The organism is Extensimonas perlucida, assembly GCF_007655255.1.
Classification (GTDB): domain Bacteria; phylum Pseudomonadota; class Gammaproteobacteria; order Burkholderiales; family Burkholderiaceae_C; genus Extensimonas; species Extensimonas perlucida.
The window spans coordinates 1-13,623 of sequence record NZ_VMYE01000015.1 but is presented as its reverse complement, the minus strand read 5'-3'; the positions used below and the strand labels follow the sequence as shown (position 1 = coordinate 13,623).

The following is a 13,623-nucleotide window of genomic DNA, read 5'->3' as shown; positions in this document are numbered from 1 at the left end:
TACGAATTCACGTGCTACACTGCTTCACGTGTTCATGTGTTTTGCGCGGGGCTGCTTGCCATGGCCAATCTGACCATCTCCCTGGAAGAATCCATCATCAAAATGGCCCGTGTGCGCGCCATCCAAGAAGGCACCTCGGTGAGCGCCAAGGTGCGCGAATTCCTCGCCGAATACGCGCTGGGCAACGACCGGCAAAGCGCCGCCGCACAAGCCTTCATCGAAGCGGCGCGGCGCAGCCAGGCAAACCGCGAAGGCGCACGCTGGACGCGCGCCGATGCGCACGAGCGGCCTTATCCCGCAGTTGCCGATTCCGCCGCATCTGCGAGCGCATCCTCCAACGCATCCTCCAACGCATCTTCCACCACGCCTTCGGCCACGCCCGATCCTGCCGGCGCATCCGGCGACGCCGCCTGATGATCTGCTTCATAGACACCAACGTGCTCGTCTATGCCATGGACGCGAGCCACCGCGTGCGCCAGGAGGCCGCGCTCGCGCGCATCGCGCAGGCCTGCGCGCGCGACACGGTCGTGCTCAGCACCCAGGTGCTGCAAGAGTTCTACCAAATCACCACGCGCAAACTGCGCCCACCCCTGCCCGCCGCCGAGGCCCTGCAGCAGCTCGAGCGCCTGAGCGCTTTTTACGTGATGGGCAGCACGGCGCAAAGCGTGCTCGCCGCAGCGCAACTCGCCGAACGCTACCAACTGCAATGGCGGGACGCGCTGATCCTCGAATCCGCACTGCGCGCCAACGCCGACCTGCTGCTGACCGAGGACGGCCAGCACGGGCAACGCTTTGGCAAGCTCGTGGTGGAAAATCCTTTCCTCTGATTTGCCCCACCGCCCATGTCCGCCGTCTTCAACTTCACCTTCGTGCCCTGGTTCCGCTCGGTCGCGCCCTACATCCACAAGTTCCGCCACCAGACCTTCGTGATCGGGCTCACGGGCGAGGCCATTGCCGCGGGCAAGCTGCAAAGCATCGTGCAGGACTTGGCGCTGATCCAGGCCATGGGCGTGAAGATCGTGCTCGTGCACGGCTTTCGCCCGCAGGTCAACGAGCAGTTGCGCGCCAAGGGGCACGAGGCCAAATATTCGCACGGCATGCGCATCACCGACTCGGTCGCGCTCGACTGCGCGCAAGAGGCCGCGGGCCAGCTGCGCTACGAGATCGAAGCCGCGTTCAGCCAGGGCCTGCCCAACACGCCCATGGCGGGCGCGACGGTGCGCGTGCTCTCGGGCAACTTCATCACCGCGCGGCCCGTGGGCATCGTCGATGGCGTGGACTTCCAACACTCGGGCGTGGTGCGCAAGGTCGATGTGGCAGGCATCACGCGCACGCTCGACATGGGCGCGCTGGTGCTGCTGTCGCCGTTTGGCTTCTCGCCCACGGGCGAGGCCTTCAATCTGGCGATGGAAGAGGTGGCAACCAGCGTGGCCTTGGCGCTACAGGCCGACAAGCTGATCTTCATCACCGAAATCCCCGGTATCCGCGTGCACCCCGAAGAACCCGAGAGCGAGGACAACCCCATAGACACCGAGCTGCCTTTGGCCGACGCCGAGGCGCTGCTCGCGCGGCTGCCGCCGCCCCAGCAGCCCACCGACATAGGCTTTTATTTGCAGCACTGCATCAAAGCCTGCAAGGGCGGCGTGGCGCGCAGCCACATCATCCCGTTTGCCGTCGATGGCTCGCTGCTGCTCGAAATCTACGTGCACGACGGCATAGGCACCATGGTCGTCGATGAAAAGCTCGAAGCGCTGCGCGAGGCCACGCCCGACGACGTGGGCGGCATCCTGCAGCTCATCGAGCCCTTTGAAAAAGACGGCACGCTGGTCAAGCGCAGCCGCACCGAGATCGAGCGCGACATAGACCACTACACCATCATCGAGCACGACGGCGTGATCTTCGGCTGCGCCGCGCTCTACCCCTACCCCGAGGCCAAGACGGGCGAGATGGCCGCGCTCACCGTCTCGCCGCAAAGCCAGAGTCAGGGCGACGGCGAAAAGCTGCTCAAGCGCATCGAGCAGCGCGCCCGCGCCATGGGGCTGCAAAGCATCTTCGTGCTCACCACACGCACCATGCACTGGTTCCTCAAACGCGGTTTTCAGCCCGTGGATCCGGACTGGCTGCCCGAGGCGCGCAAGCGCAAGTACAACTGGGACCGGCGCAGCCAGGTGCTCGTGAAAAAGCTCTGAAACGCAAAAACCGGCGCCCCTTTCAGCGGGATTTCAAGCGCCAATGCCCCACGCGCGCGAGCACGGCGAGCAAAGCCACGCCCAGGCCGACGAAGCCCACGAAGGCCCAGTTCGCGAGCGAGCCGCCGAGAAAAGTCCAATCGACCGCCGTGCAGTCGCCCGAGCCGCGGAAGATCATGGGCAGGGCGCGGCTCAGCGGGTAGTTTTCGATCATGCCGTAGAAGTCGCGCCCGCAGCTCACGACCTCGGGCGGATACCACTGCAGCCAGCTCTGGCGCGCCGCCACGAAAGCCCCGAAGCCCGCCGCAAGCAAGCCCAGCGCGGCCCACGAAAATATCCAGCCTTTTTGGCCTCTAGCGCCCGCCATTCCTGCGCTAACAGCTACCAATATCAAAGCGTAGCGCTGCACGATGCACATCGGGCAGGGCGTGAGGCCCACGCCGTACTGCAGGTACAGCCCAAAGCCCAGCATGGCCACGCACACCGCGGCCAGCAGCGCAAGCACGCGGCGCGGCGCGGCGTCTATCCAGTTCCAAAACATATGCGTCCTTGTGGTATCGGCCCGCCGCAGGCGCAATGAACGCCATGAAGCAAGGCGTCAAATCCCCGCGGCCTCTTCGAGAAACACCCGGGCGCGGCGCGGCGTGAGCAGCAGCGCTTCACCCTCGCGCAGGCCCATGTCGTGGAACTGCTGCGCGGGGATCTGCGCCTCGATCACGTGCTGCGGCTGCGCCCCGGGGGGCGTATTCTGCACTGCTTGGTGTTCGTCGCTGGGCACGAGTTCCAGCCGCGCGATCGGGCCGACGACGATGGCGCGCTCCAGCTGCGCCACGATGCCGCGCGTGCGGCCCGCATCCGCTGGCTCGGCGCCGGGCGCGTAACGCTGCACGTCGAATTCGTGCGGACGCACGTAGGCGTAGGCCTTGGCATTGTCGGCTTGCGCGTGCTCTGGCACTTCGATCTGCATGCCCTGCAGGTGCGCGAGGCCCGCGTGCGCGCGGCCGTGGAACAGGTTCACGTCGCCCAGAAAGCCATACACAAAGGGGCTGGCCGGGTGTTCCCACACCTGCTGCGGCGAGCCGCTTTGCTCGATGCGGCCACGGTGGATGACCACCACACGGTCGGCCACTTCGAGCGCCTCCTCCTGGTCGTGCGTGACGAAGATGCTGGTCACGTGCAGCTCGTCGTGCAGGCGGCGCAGCCAGCGGCGCAGCTCCTTGCGCACCTTGGCATCGAGCGCGCCAAAGGGCTCGTCGAGCAGCAGCACCTGCGGCTCCACGGCCAGCGCGCGCGCCAGGGCAATGCGCTGGCGCTGCCCGCCCGAGAGCTGCGCGGGATGCCGGTCGGCGAGCCAGTCGAGCTGCACGAGCTGCAGCAAGTCCATGACCTTGGCGCGGATCTGCGCCTCGCTCGGGCGCTCGCGACGCGGCTTCATGCGCAGGCCGAAGGCCACGTTCTCGAACACCGTCATGTGGCGAAACAGCGCGTAGTGCTGGAACACGAAGCCCACCTTGCGCTCGCGCACATGCACGTCGGTGCTGTCCTGCCCGGCAAAGGCAATGCTGCCCGCGTCGGGCGTCTCGAGCCCCGCGATGATGCGCAGCAGCGTGGTCTTGCCACAGCCCGAGGGGCCCAGCAGCGCGATGAGTTCGCCCGAGGCGATGTCCAGGCTCACGTCGCGCAGCGCCTGAAAGTCGCCGAAACGTTTGCTGATGTTGCGGATTTCGATGCTCATGGAAAGTCTATGTGTTGGGCCGCTCGGGCGGCAGGGCCGCCGCCGCGCGCAGCGCGCGTTCGTTGCGGTGCTCGGCCCAGGTCTTGATGACCAAAGTGACCAGGGCCAGCAGCGCGAGCAGCGAGGCCGCGGCAAACGCCGCTACCGACTGGTATTCGTTGTAGAGAATCTCCACGTGCAGCGGAATCGTGTTGGTCTGCCCCCGGATATGCCCCGACACCACCGACACCGCGCCAAACTCGCCCATGGCGCGCGCATTGCACAAAATCACGCCGTACAGCAGCCCCCAGCGGATGTTGGGCAGCGTCACATGCCAGAAGGTCTGCCAGCCCGAGGCGCCCAGCACGATGGCAGCCTGCTCCTCGTCGCTGCCCTGCGCCTGCATCAGCGGAATCAGCTCGCGCGCAATGAACGGAAAGGTCACGAACACCGTGGCCAGCACGATGCCCGGCACGGCAAAAATGATTTTGATGTCGTGCTCTGCGAGCCACGGCCCGAACCAGCCTTGCGCGCCAAACAGCAGCACGTACGTCAGCCCCGCCACCACGGGCGAGACGGAAAACGGCAAGTCCACCAGCGTGGTCAAGAGCGCCTTGCCGCGGAATTCGTACTTCGCAATGCACCAGGCCGCGGCCACGCCAAACACCAGGTTCAGCGGCACGGCAATGGCCGCCGTGAGCAGCGTCAGGCGTATCGCCGCCCAGGCATCGGGCTCGCGCAGGCTCGCCAGGTAGGCGTTCAGCCCCTGGCGCAGCGCCTCGGTGAACACGGCGGCCAGCGGCAGCAGCAAAAACAGCACCATGAAGCCGAGCGCGAGCGCCGTCAGCGCCCAGCGCACCCAAGGCGCCTCGGTGGTGCCACTGTGGGCGCGCGCGGCAGTGCGCAAGGAAGCCGCTGCCGGGTTCATGCCAGCACCCCCGCGCGCCGGCGCTGCCAGGCCTGCAGCGCGTTGATGAGCAGCAGCAGCACGAACGAGATCAGCAGCATCACCACGGCCACCGCGGTCGCGCCGGCGTAGTCGTATTGCTCGAGCTTGCCGATGATGATGAGCGGCGTGATCTCGGACACCATGGGCATGTTGCCCGCAATGAAGATCACCGAGCCATACTCGCCCACGGCACGCGCGAACGCCATCGCAAAGCCCGTGAGCAGCGCCGGCGCGATGGTGGGCAGAATCACCTTGCTGAAGGTCTGCCAGCGCGATGCGCCCAGGCACGCGGCGGCCTCTTCGAGTTCCTTTTCCATGTCCTGCAGCACCGGCTGCACCGTGCGCACCACGAAAGGCAGGCCGATGAAGATCAGCGCCACCACGATGCCCGCGGGCCGAAACGCCAGCACGATGCCCAGCGGCTCCAGGTACTGCCCCACCCAGCCATTGCCCGCGAGCAGCGCCGTAAGCGCGATGCCGGCCACGGCGGTGGGCAGCGCAAACGGCAGATCGACGAGCGCATCGACGATCTTCTTGCCCGGGAAAGCGTAGCGCACCAGCACCCAGGCGATCAGCAGGCCGAACACCAGGTTCACGAGCGCAGCGATCAGCGACGCGCCAAAGGTCAGCCGGTACGAGGCCAGCACGCGCGGCGCGCTCACGGCGAGCCAGAACTGCTCCCAGCTCAGCGTGAAAGACTTGGTCACCAGCGCCACGAGCGGCAGCAGCACGATCGCGCTCAGATAAAACAGCGTGTAGCCCAGCGTCAGGCCAAAGCCCGGCAGCACGCGCCGTGGCCGGCGGCGCGCGGCGCGCGGCATGGGTGCAGCAGGCCGCGGCCCGGAGCGAAATTCAGCCCCCGCTTCGGGCGCCAGTGTGGAATGCGCAGCAAGCATGTGCAAACGTGATCTGTGTCCAGCGGCTCAGCGCGCGCCCGGCGTGTAGAGCTTGTCGAACTGGCCGCCGTCGTTGAAGTGCACTTTCTGCGCCTGCGAGAGGCTGCCGAAATACTTGGCCACGGTGAACTGGCGGATCGGCTTGAAGGTGGCGGCGTATTTTTTGAGCACGGCTTCCGAGCGCGGGCGGATCGCGTGCCTGGCCGCGATCTCCTGCGCCTCGTCCGAATACAAATAGTCCAGATACGCCTTGGCCAGCGCCGCCGTGCCCTTCTTGGCCACCGTGCGCTCGACCACCGCGACCGGGTTCTCGGCCACGATACTGACCGACGGATACACCGCATCGACCTTGCCCACGCCGAATTCGCGGTCGATGGACAGCACCTCGGACTCGAAGGTGATCAGCACGTCGCCGATGTTGCGCTGCAAAAATATCGCCGTGGCATCGCGCCCGCCCTTGGCGAGCACGGGCACGTTATTGAACAGCTTGCCCACGAACTCAGCCGCCTGCGCCTCGCTGCCGCCCTTTTCGCGCACCGCACCCCAGGCCGCGAGGTAGGCGTAGCGGCCATTGCCACCCGTCTTGGGGTTGACCACGATCACCTGCACGCCGGGCTTGACGAGGTCTTCCCAGTCCTTGATGCCCTTGGGGTTGCCGTTGCGCACCAGAAACAGCATGGTCGAAGCCGTGGGCGCGGCGTTGTGCGGGAACCTTTGCGCCCAGTCCTTGGCCACGACGCCCTGGCTGGCCAGAAACTCCACGTCGGTGGTCGTGTTCATGGTCACCACGTCGGCGGCCAGCCCGTCGGCCACGGCGCGCGCCTGCGCGCTCGAGCCGCCGTGCGACTGGTCGATCTTCACGTCCTGGCCCGTGGTCTTTTTGTAATGCGCGACGAACGCAGCGTTGTAGTCCTTGTAAAACTCGCGCGCCACGTCGTAAGACACGTTGAGCAGGCTTTGCTGCGCGGCCGCGAGCGTGCTGGCGGCCAGCGCTGCGCTGGCCAGAATGGTTTTGAGGGCTCTGAAACGAAGCGAAATCATGTCTGCGCTACCTGCTGGAATCTGCGATCGACGCATTGTCCGCAGCACCCGTTCAAACACAAACGAATATATTTTTGTTAATAAATCCCCAAAAAAGCATAAAGAAGGTCGAAAAGGTCTCCAAAGTGACGCGACATCAGGGGCAACCCTGATGCCTGCCGCGTCCATGTCGGTCTAGCCTACCAAGTCAGATTCACCCCGTTCTTCATTCGGAGCCAACACCCATGACCAGCACCACCACTCTTCGCCCGCATCACAAACACTGGCCGCGCCGCCTGCCCCATGCCATCACGCCGCCCGCAACCTCGCTATGGGACAACCTCGCGGTCAGCGCGCGCCGCTACCCCGACAAGCCTGCGCTGATCTTCTTCGGCCGCCAGACCAGCTACCGCGAGCTGTGCGAGGGCACCGAACGCCTCGCGGCGTATCTCCATTCGATCGGCGTGCGCAAGGGCGACCGGGTGATCCTGCTCATGCAAAACTGCCCGCAGCTGGTGCTTGCGCACTTCGCCATCCTGCGCGCAAATGCCGTCGTCGTGCCCGTCAACCCCATGAACCTGGCCGACGAGCTGCAGCACTACATCCAGGATTCCGAAGCGCGCACGGCCATCGTGAGCGCCGAGCTCGCCAGCGAGCTCGCCAAGGCGAGCAATGGCCTCGCGCCCGCGCAGCGCCTGCAGCACATGCTCGTGACGCATTACACCGACGCCTTCGACGCGGGCGTCAGCGGCCCCGACGCGCCGCCCGCTGCCTGGGCGAGCTGGCTCACAGCGCAGCACCCGATGCCGGCGCTCGAAGGCGGCAGCGTGCACGGCTGGGCGCAGGCGCTCGCGTGCAGCGCCGCGCCACCCGCGCTCGAGATCGGGCCCGACGACCTGTCCATGCTGCCCTACACCAGCGGCACCACGGGCCTGCCCAAAGGCTGCATGCACACCCACCGCAGCGTGATGCACAACGTCGAAGCCACCGGCCTGTGGGTCACCATGACGCCCGAAACCGTGTCGCTGGGCGTCGTACCCATGTTCCACATCACGGGCATGGTGGCACTTTTGCACGCTTCCATCTTCAGCAGCGTCACCGTCGTACTCCTGCCGCGCTGGGACCGCGACCTCGCCGGCCATCTGATTTCGCACTACGGTGTCACGCATTGGCTCAACATCCCGACCATGGTCATAGACCTGATGGCGAGCCCCCATCTCGATCGATACGACCTCTCCAGCCTGGTTTTCATCGGCGGCGGCGGCGCGGCCATGCCGCAAGCCGTGGCGCAGCGCCTGTTCGAAAAATTCCAACTGCACTTTGCCGAAGGCTATGGCCTGACCGAAACCGCCGCGCCTTCGCACTTCAACCCGCCCGACGAGGCCAAACTGCAGTGCATGGGCATTCCCTGGCTCAGCACCGATTCGCGCATCATGGACCCGCAAACGCTGCAGGAAGTGCCCATCGGCGAACAAGGCGAAATCATCATCCACGGCCCGCAGCTGTTCCACGGCTACTGGAAGCAGCCCGAGGCATCGGCGCAGGCTTTCGTGGAGCTCGAAGGCAAACGATTCTTTCGTACGGGCGACCTCGGGCGCATGGACGAGGACGGCTACTTCTTCATCACCGACCGCCTCAAGCGCATGATCAACGCCAGCGGCTTCAAGGTCTGGCCGTCGGAAGTCGAGATGCTCATGTTCCGCCACCCCGCGATCGCCGAAGCCTGCGTGATCGCCGCGCGCGACAGCTACCGCGGCGAAACCGTCAAGGCCGTGGTCGTGCTGCGCCAGGAATACCGCGGCAAGGTCAGCGCCGAAGACATCATCGCCTGGTGCCGCGAGCATATGGCCGCCTACAAGGTGCCGCGCATCGTCGAATTCGTCGACGCCTTGCCCAAGAGCGGCAGCGGCAAGGTGATGTGGCGCCTGCTACAGGAAGCCGAGCAAAACAAACCATGAAGACGAACCTCAGCCCCGCAATGCATCACTGACCATGCAAACCACCCGTCTCCACTACAAACACTGGCCGCGCCGCCTGCCCCACGCCATCACGCCGCCCGCAACATCCTTGTGGGATAACCTCGCCGTCAGCGCGCGCCGCTACCCCGACAAAGCCGCGCTGATCTTCTTCGGCCGCCAGACCAGCTACCGCGCGCTGCGCGACGGCACCGAGCGCCTGGCGGCTTATCTGCATTCGATAGGCGTGCGCAAGGGCGACCGGGTGATCCTGCTCATGCAAAACTGCCCGCAGCTGGTGCTCGCGCACTTCGCCATCCTGCGCGCGAATGCCGTCGTCGTTCCCGTCAACCCCATGAACCTGGCCGACGAGCTGCAGCACTACATCCAGGATTCCGAAGCGCGCACGGCCATCGTGAGTGCCGAACTGGCCGCCGAGCTCGCCAAGGCCAGCAACGGCCTGGCGCCCGCGCAGCGCCTGCAGCACCTGCTCGTGACGCATTACACCGACGCCTTCGACGCGGGCGTCACCGGCCCCGACGCGCCGCCCGCTGCCTGGGCCGGCTGGCTCACCGCGCAGCACCCGCTGCCCGCGCTCGAAGGCGGCAGCGTGCACGGCTGGGCGCAGGCGCTCGCGTGCAGCGCCGCGCCACCCGCGCTCGAGGTCGGGCCCCATGACCTCGCCGTGCTGCCCTACACCAGCGGCACCACGGGCATGCCCAAGGGCTGCATGCACCCGCACCGCACCCTCATGCACAACGCCGTGGCCGGCAGCTTTTGGGGCACGAGCACGCCCGAGAACGTCACCCTCGCGGTCGTCCCCATGTTCCACATCACGGGCATGGTGAGCATGATGCATTCGTCCATCTACAGCAGCGCCACAATCGTGGTCATGCCGCGCTGGGAGCGCGACCTCGCGGGGCGTTTGATTTCGCGCTGGCGCGTGACCAGCTGGACCAACATCCCCACCATGGTCATAGACCTGCTCGCAAGCCCGAACTTTGCGCAATACGATCTCTCTAGCCTGCTCTATATCGGCGGTGGTGGCGCCGCCATGCCCCAAGCCGTGGCACAGCGCCTGCTGGACCAGTATGGATTGCGTTATTCCGAAGGCTATGGCCTCACCGAAACTGCCGCGCCCTCACACTCGAACCCACCCGACCATCCCAAGCAGCAATGCCTGGGCATCCCATTCATGAGCACGGATGCGCGCATCGTGGACCCGGAAAGTTTGCAAGAGTTACCCATAGGCGAATCCGGCGAGATCATCGTCCACGGCCCGCAGGTCTTCAGTGGCTACTGGAAGCAGCCCGAGGCCACTGAAAGAGCCTTCTTCGAGTTCGAAGGCAAGCGATTCTTCCGCACGGGGGACCTCGGCCGCATGGACGAGGACGGCTACTTCTTCATCACCGACCGCCTCAAGCGCATGATCAACGCCAGCGGCTTCAAGGTCTGGCCCGCCGAGGTCGAATTGCTCATGTTCCGCCACCCCGCAATCGCCGAAGCCTGCGTGATCGCCGCGCGCGACAGCTACCGCGGCGAAACCGTCAAGGCTGTGGTCGTGCTGCGCCAGGAATACCGCGGCAAGGTCGGCGCCGTAGACATCATCGCCTGGTGCCGCGAGCACATGGCCGCCTACAAGGTGCCGCGCATCGTCGAATTCGTCGACGCCCTGCCCAAGAGCGGCAGCGGCAAGGTGATGTGGCGACTGCTGCAAGAAAAAGAGCAGCAAGCGTCGTAAAAATCAGTCCGGATACGTTTCAAGACCCACCGAGCGCGACCGCGACGCAGGCAAGCTCGGTGGATTTTCCCCATCCCACGCCACCCCCAACAAAAAGCCAGCGCCCGGGCTGCCCCGGAAGCGCTGGCAAGGAGTGGTTCGCAGTAAAAAAGAGCGCCGTCGCTTAGAAGCGGTGCACCATACCTACGACGAAGCCGTTGATGCTGTCACCCTTCACAGCTTGCTGACCGCCCTGGCTGCCGCCCCACAAAGGTTGGATCGGAGCGATACCGTTGTCCGCGTGGCCGAAGGTGGAGAACAGATAAGTGCGCTTGGACAGGCTGTAGTGCGCGGTGATGACCGTGTACTTGCTCTTTTTCTTATAAGTCGTGCCAGCCACCGCGTCGTCGCTGGCATTGATTTCGCTGTATTGCAGGCCCACGCGCAACTCAGGCGTAAAGGCATAGTTGCCGCCGATCAACCAAGCCTTGGAATCGAGCCAGCCATAGGGGATCTTGTTGCTGTTGCTGACCTTGTCGTACAGGAAAGCCAGACGGTATTTGCCCACATCATAAGAACCCGTCAGGATCCAGTAATGAACGTCGTCGTTCGCGTGGTTGCCTAAAGCGCCCTGAGAGGGATCATTGACGCCATTGTTTTTGGTGTAGCTCAGCGCCACTTTGAAAGGTACCTGGGTATAGCTGACCACACCACCCATGCCACGCCCGGCCGAAGAATCACCCGGCTGCTCGCCCAGGATGTACTGCACGCCCACATCGAAACCCGCGAAACTCGGGCTCGTGTAGCGGATCATGTTGCTGTTCCAGAAATCGTTGCCGATCCCCTGTGCCACCATGAGGTTGGCAGTGCTCGAGTTGATCGCGACGTCGGGCATGCCCGTGCCGTTGACGAGCTGCGCCAGGGTGTGCGTGGTGTAGTCGCGGCCAAGGCGCAGCGAGCCCCAGCTGTTGCTCTTGAGGCCCACCCAGGAGCCCCGGCGCCAGAGCACGTTGGCAACCGGGGTTTGTGCACCTGTGGCGGCGCCACCCGTGGCACCGCCGCTTTTCGGATCGAGCCCGGCTTCGAGGCCGAACTGCGCGGCCAGGCCGCCACCCAGGTCTTCGGAACCCGTGATACCCCAGATCGAAGAGCTGTTGGTGTCGGTGTTCATCTTCGTGAGGCGCTTGTCCACGGTGGCCGAACGCGAGAACGTGCTCACGCCCACGTCGAGCACGCCGTACATGCGGACGTTGGATGCAGCCGACTGCGCCTGCGCACCCACGGCGCTTGCCGCCAAGACGGCTGCCATCAGAGCGCTGCGCTGGAATTTTTGGGTATGTTTCATTGATGTCTCCTGCCTTTCTGAGAGAGAACGCTGCTTGGAAAAAACCTATGGATGAACAATCATTGACCGCGCCACTTGCTCTGGGAGGAGACCAGGTCAGGCTTAGCGATGCAGACCTTGTGGGCCACTGCAACACGCCCGATCCCGGAGAGCGCAGGCAAAAATTGACACCGCGAAGATAGGCGATCCTCCAACCCAGGCATGCTGGGGCAATCCCTAGGTCGGCAGAAGATTTGTCACAAAAACAACACATGCACAGGCTTCCTACAATCTCCGCCCCATGTCCCGCCAACGCCCTCCTGCCCCTTTGCCCATGCGTGCAGGCGTGAGTCCAAGTTGCTTGGCGCTGCCTTCACGCGGCAGTGGCACCATGCTGGACCACCTGGCCGAGCGCCTGCCCGCGCTCAGCCGCGCCGCGTGGCAGCAGCGCATGGAGGCCGGTGAAGTGGTCGATGAACGCGGTGCAACGGTTACGCCGGAGCGGCCTTTCGAGCCCGGCTTGCGCATTTTTTATTACCGCCACCTGGAGTCGGAGCCGGAGATTCCATTTACCGAAGAGGTGCTCTACCAGGACGCGCATTTGCTCATCGCGGACAAGCCGCATTTCATGCCCGTGACGCCGGGCGGGCGCTATGTGCAGCACAGCCTGCTGGTGCGCCTCAAACGCCGGCTCGGCTTGGCAGAGCTTTCGCCGCTGCACCGCATAGACCGCGACACCGCCGGCTTGGTGTTGTTTTCAGTGCAGCAGCGCACGCGCGGGGTGTACCAGGCGCTGTTTCGCGAGCGGCGCATCACCAAGCAGTACGAGGCCGTGGCTGGCTGGCGTGCGGACCTGGCCTTCCCGCGCGAGCACCACAGCCGCCTCGAGGAAAGCCCGCAGTTCTTTCGCATGCACGAGGTGCCGGGCGCGCCCAACAGCTGCACGCGCATGGAGTTGCTCGAAGTGGCGGGCCGCTGGGCACGCTACCGGCTCGAGCCCGTGACCGGCAAACGCCACCAGCTGCGCGTGCACATGGCCGCGCTGGGCCTGCCGCTGCGCCACGATGCGTTCTACCCCGAGGTCAACGACCCGCCCGAGGGAGACTTTTCTCGTCCGCTGCAGCTGCTCGCGCGCACCCTGCACTTTACCGACCCGTTCACGGGTGCGCCGCGCTGCTTCGAGAGTCGGCGCCAATTGCTACCGTTGGACGCAGGGCCGCAGCAAGGGCCTGCGGGCACTTTGGGCGAAGACAAACGAAATGTTGGTTTGGAGCGGGCGATGGGAACAGCACCCGGTCGCTAACTCGTTTATTACGAACGTTTTTTCCGATCCAAGCGTCCCCATGGCTGGTGAGCGAGCGTGGGTTGAGGAGCTCGGCCAAGCTTAGGATCTCTTCATAGACATAGCGCAGGTCCGTCAATACCGTCTTGGCGCTCTTGCCATTGCGGTGGTTGGTTACGCCTGCGGGTTTGGCGTGGCCCGTCGCGTAGCCCAGATGCTGGCTCAGCTCGGCCCCCAGTGCGCGTTCGATGAAGGCCTTCTTGAACCGCTGGAAAACGTCTTCGAGCTGCGCCGGCGTCACCGGCCCAGGAATCAACTCTTCCAGCAGTTCTACCGGGATGGCCGGATGCGTCACTTTGTCCGCTGCTGCGGCTGTCTTTGTCTTGCTTGGCATACATGCTCCTTGTGGCAATGTTATGCCTCACACACAAAGTTTCTGACAGGCTCGCCGTTCATGATGGGCGGCCGAATCCGATTTACACGGTCAGCGTCGATGAGAAGCCAGGGGTTCAAGCGATTGGCCTGACGGCTCCCGACTTGCCGCCGGTTCCCGGCAAGGCGCCCACCGTGAGCC

12 protein-coding genes and 1 pseudogene are annotated in these 13,623 nt (G+C 64.9%); 6 read left to right on the top strand and 7 right to left on the bottom strand.

All coding sequences use genetic code 11. The features are described 5' to 3' along the window. Positions 1 to 60 precede the first annotated feature (60 nt). The 3 genes from FK527_RS12230 to argA are packed head-to-tail and all read left to right on the top strand — an operon-like array spanning position 61 to position 2,189. The gene (locus FK527_RS12230; protein ID WP_144734222.1) at positions 61 to 414 is read left to right on the top strand and encodes a hypothetical protein; all 354 of its coding nucleotides are present in this window, start codon (positions 61 to 63) and stop codon (positions 412 to 414) included. Further along, the gene (locus tag FK527_RS12225) at positions 414 to 827 is read left to right on the top strand and encodes a PIN domain-containing protein (RefSeq protein WP_144734219.1); all 414 of its coding nucleotides are present in this window, start codon (positions 414 to 416) and stop codon (positions 825 to 827) included. The genes FK527_RS12230 and FK527_RS12225 overlap by 1 nt, the downstream gene beginning before the upstream one ends. Before the next feature lie 15 nt (positions 828 to 842). Continuing rightward, on the top strand, positions 843 to 2,189 hold the full coding sequence (gene argA, locus FK527_RS12220; protein WP_144734216.1) for an amino-acid N-acetyltransferase: 1,347 nt from the start codon (positions 843 to 845) through the stop codon (positions 2,187 to 2,189). 22 nt (positions 2,190 to 2,211) lie between these two features. Here the strand turns inward: argA and FK527_RS12215 are convergent, their stop codons facing one another. From FK527_RS12215 to FK527_RS12195, 5 genes are all read right to left on the bottom strand, one after another. Beyond that, positions 2,212 to 2,730: a disulfide bond formation protein B gene (locus FK527_RS12215; RefSeq protein ID WP_144734213.1), complete on the bottom strand. Its 519-nt coding sequence runs from the start codon at positions 2,728 to 2,730 to the stop codon at positions 2,212 to 2,214. A 57-nt stretch (positions 2,731 to 2,787) separates the two neighbouring features. Then, the gene (locus FK527_RS12210) at positions 2,788 to 3,924 is read right to left on the bottom strand and encodes a sulfate/molybdate ABC transporter ATP-binding protein (protein WP_144734210.1); all 1,137 of its coding nucleotides are present in this window, start codon (positions 3,922 to 3,924) and stop codon (positions 2,788 to 2,790) included. A gap of 7 nt (positions 3,925 to 3,931) precedes the next feature. Further along, positions 3,932 to 4,831 (bottom strand): sulfate ABC transporter permease subunit CysW, encoded by a 900-nt coding sequence (gene cysW, locus FK527_RS12205; RefSeq protein WP_144734207.1) that lies wholly within the window; start codon positions 4,829 to 4,831, stop codon positions 3,932 to 3,934. Then, a complete protein-coding gene (cysT, locus tag FK527_RS12200; protein ID WP_144734387.1) occupies positions 4,828 to 5,673 on the bottom strand; it encodes a sulfate ABC transporter permease subunit CysT in 846 nt (281 codons plus the stop codon). The genes cysW and cysT overlap by 4 nt, the downstream gene beginning before the upstream one ends. Positions 5,674 to 5,775: 102 nt before the next feature. After that, on the bottom strand, positions 5,776 to 6,789 hold the full coding sequence (locus FK527_RS12195; RefSeq protein ID WP_144734204.1) for a sulfate ABC transporter substrate-binding protein: 1,014 nt from the start codon (positions 6,787 to 6,789) through the stop codon (positions 5,776 to 5,778). Positions 6,790 to 7,013: 224 nt separating this feature from the next. Here FK527_RS12195 and FK527_RS12190 point away from each other — a divergent pair, with 224 nt between their 5' ends. After that, the gene (locus FK527_RS12190) at positions 7,014 to 8,726 is read left to right on the top strand and encodes a long-chain fatty acid--CoA ligase (RefSeq protein WP_144734201.1); all 1,713 of its coding nucleotides are present in this window, start codon (positions 7,014 to 7,016) and stop codon (positions 8,724 to 8,726) included. A gap of 34 nt (positions 8,727 to 8,760) precedes the next feature. Beyond that, positions 8,761 to 10,464 (top strand): long-chain fatty acid--CoA ligase, encoded by a 1,704-nt coding sequence (locus FK527_RS12185; RefSeq protein WP_144734198.1) that lies wholly within the window; start codon positions 8,761 to 8,763, stop codon positions 10,462 to 10,464. A 163-nt stretch (positions 10,465 to 10,627) separates the two neighbouring features. Here the strand turns inward: FK527_RS12185 and FK527_RS12180 are convergent, their stop codons facing one another. Continuing rightward, positions 10,628 to 11,788, bottom strand: coding sequence for a porin (locus FK527_RS12180; protein ID WP_144734195.1), 1,161 nt, complete (start codon positions 11,786 to 11,788; stop codon positions 10,628 to 10,630). A 280-nt stretch (positions 11,789 to 12,068) separates the two neighbouring features. On the opposite strand from FK527_RS12180, the gene FK527_RS12175 reads away from it, so the two are divergent. Next, positions 12,069 to 13,070: a pseudouridine synthase gene (locus tag FK527_RS12175; protein WP_246072783.1), complete on the top strand. Its 1,002-nt coding sequence runs from the start codon at positions 12,069 to 12,071 to the stop codon at positions 13,068 to 13,070. Positions 13,071 to 13,179: 109 nt separating this feature from the next. Here the strand turns inward: FK527_RS12175 and FK527_RS12170 are convergent. Then, positions 13,180 to 13,443: pseudogene (locus FK527_RS12170) on the bottom strand (transposase); the annotation flags it as partial. Positions 13,444 to 13,623: the final 180 nt, after the last annotated feature.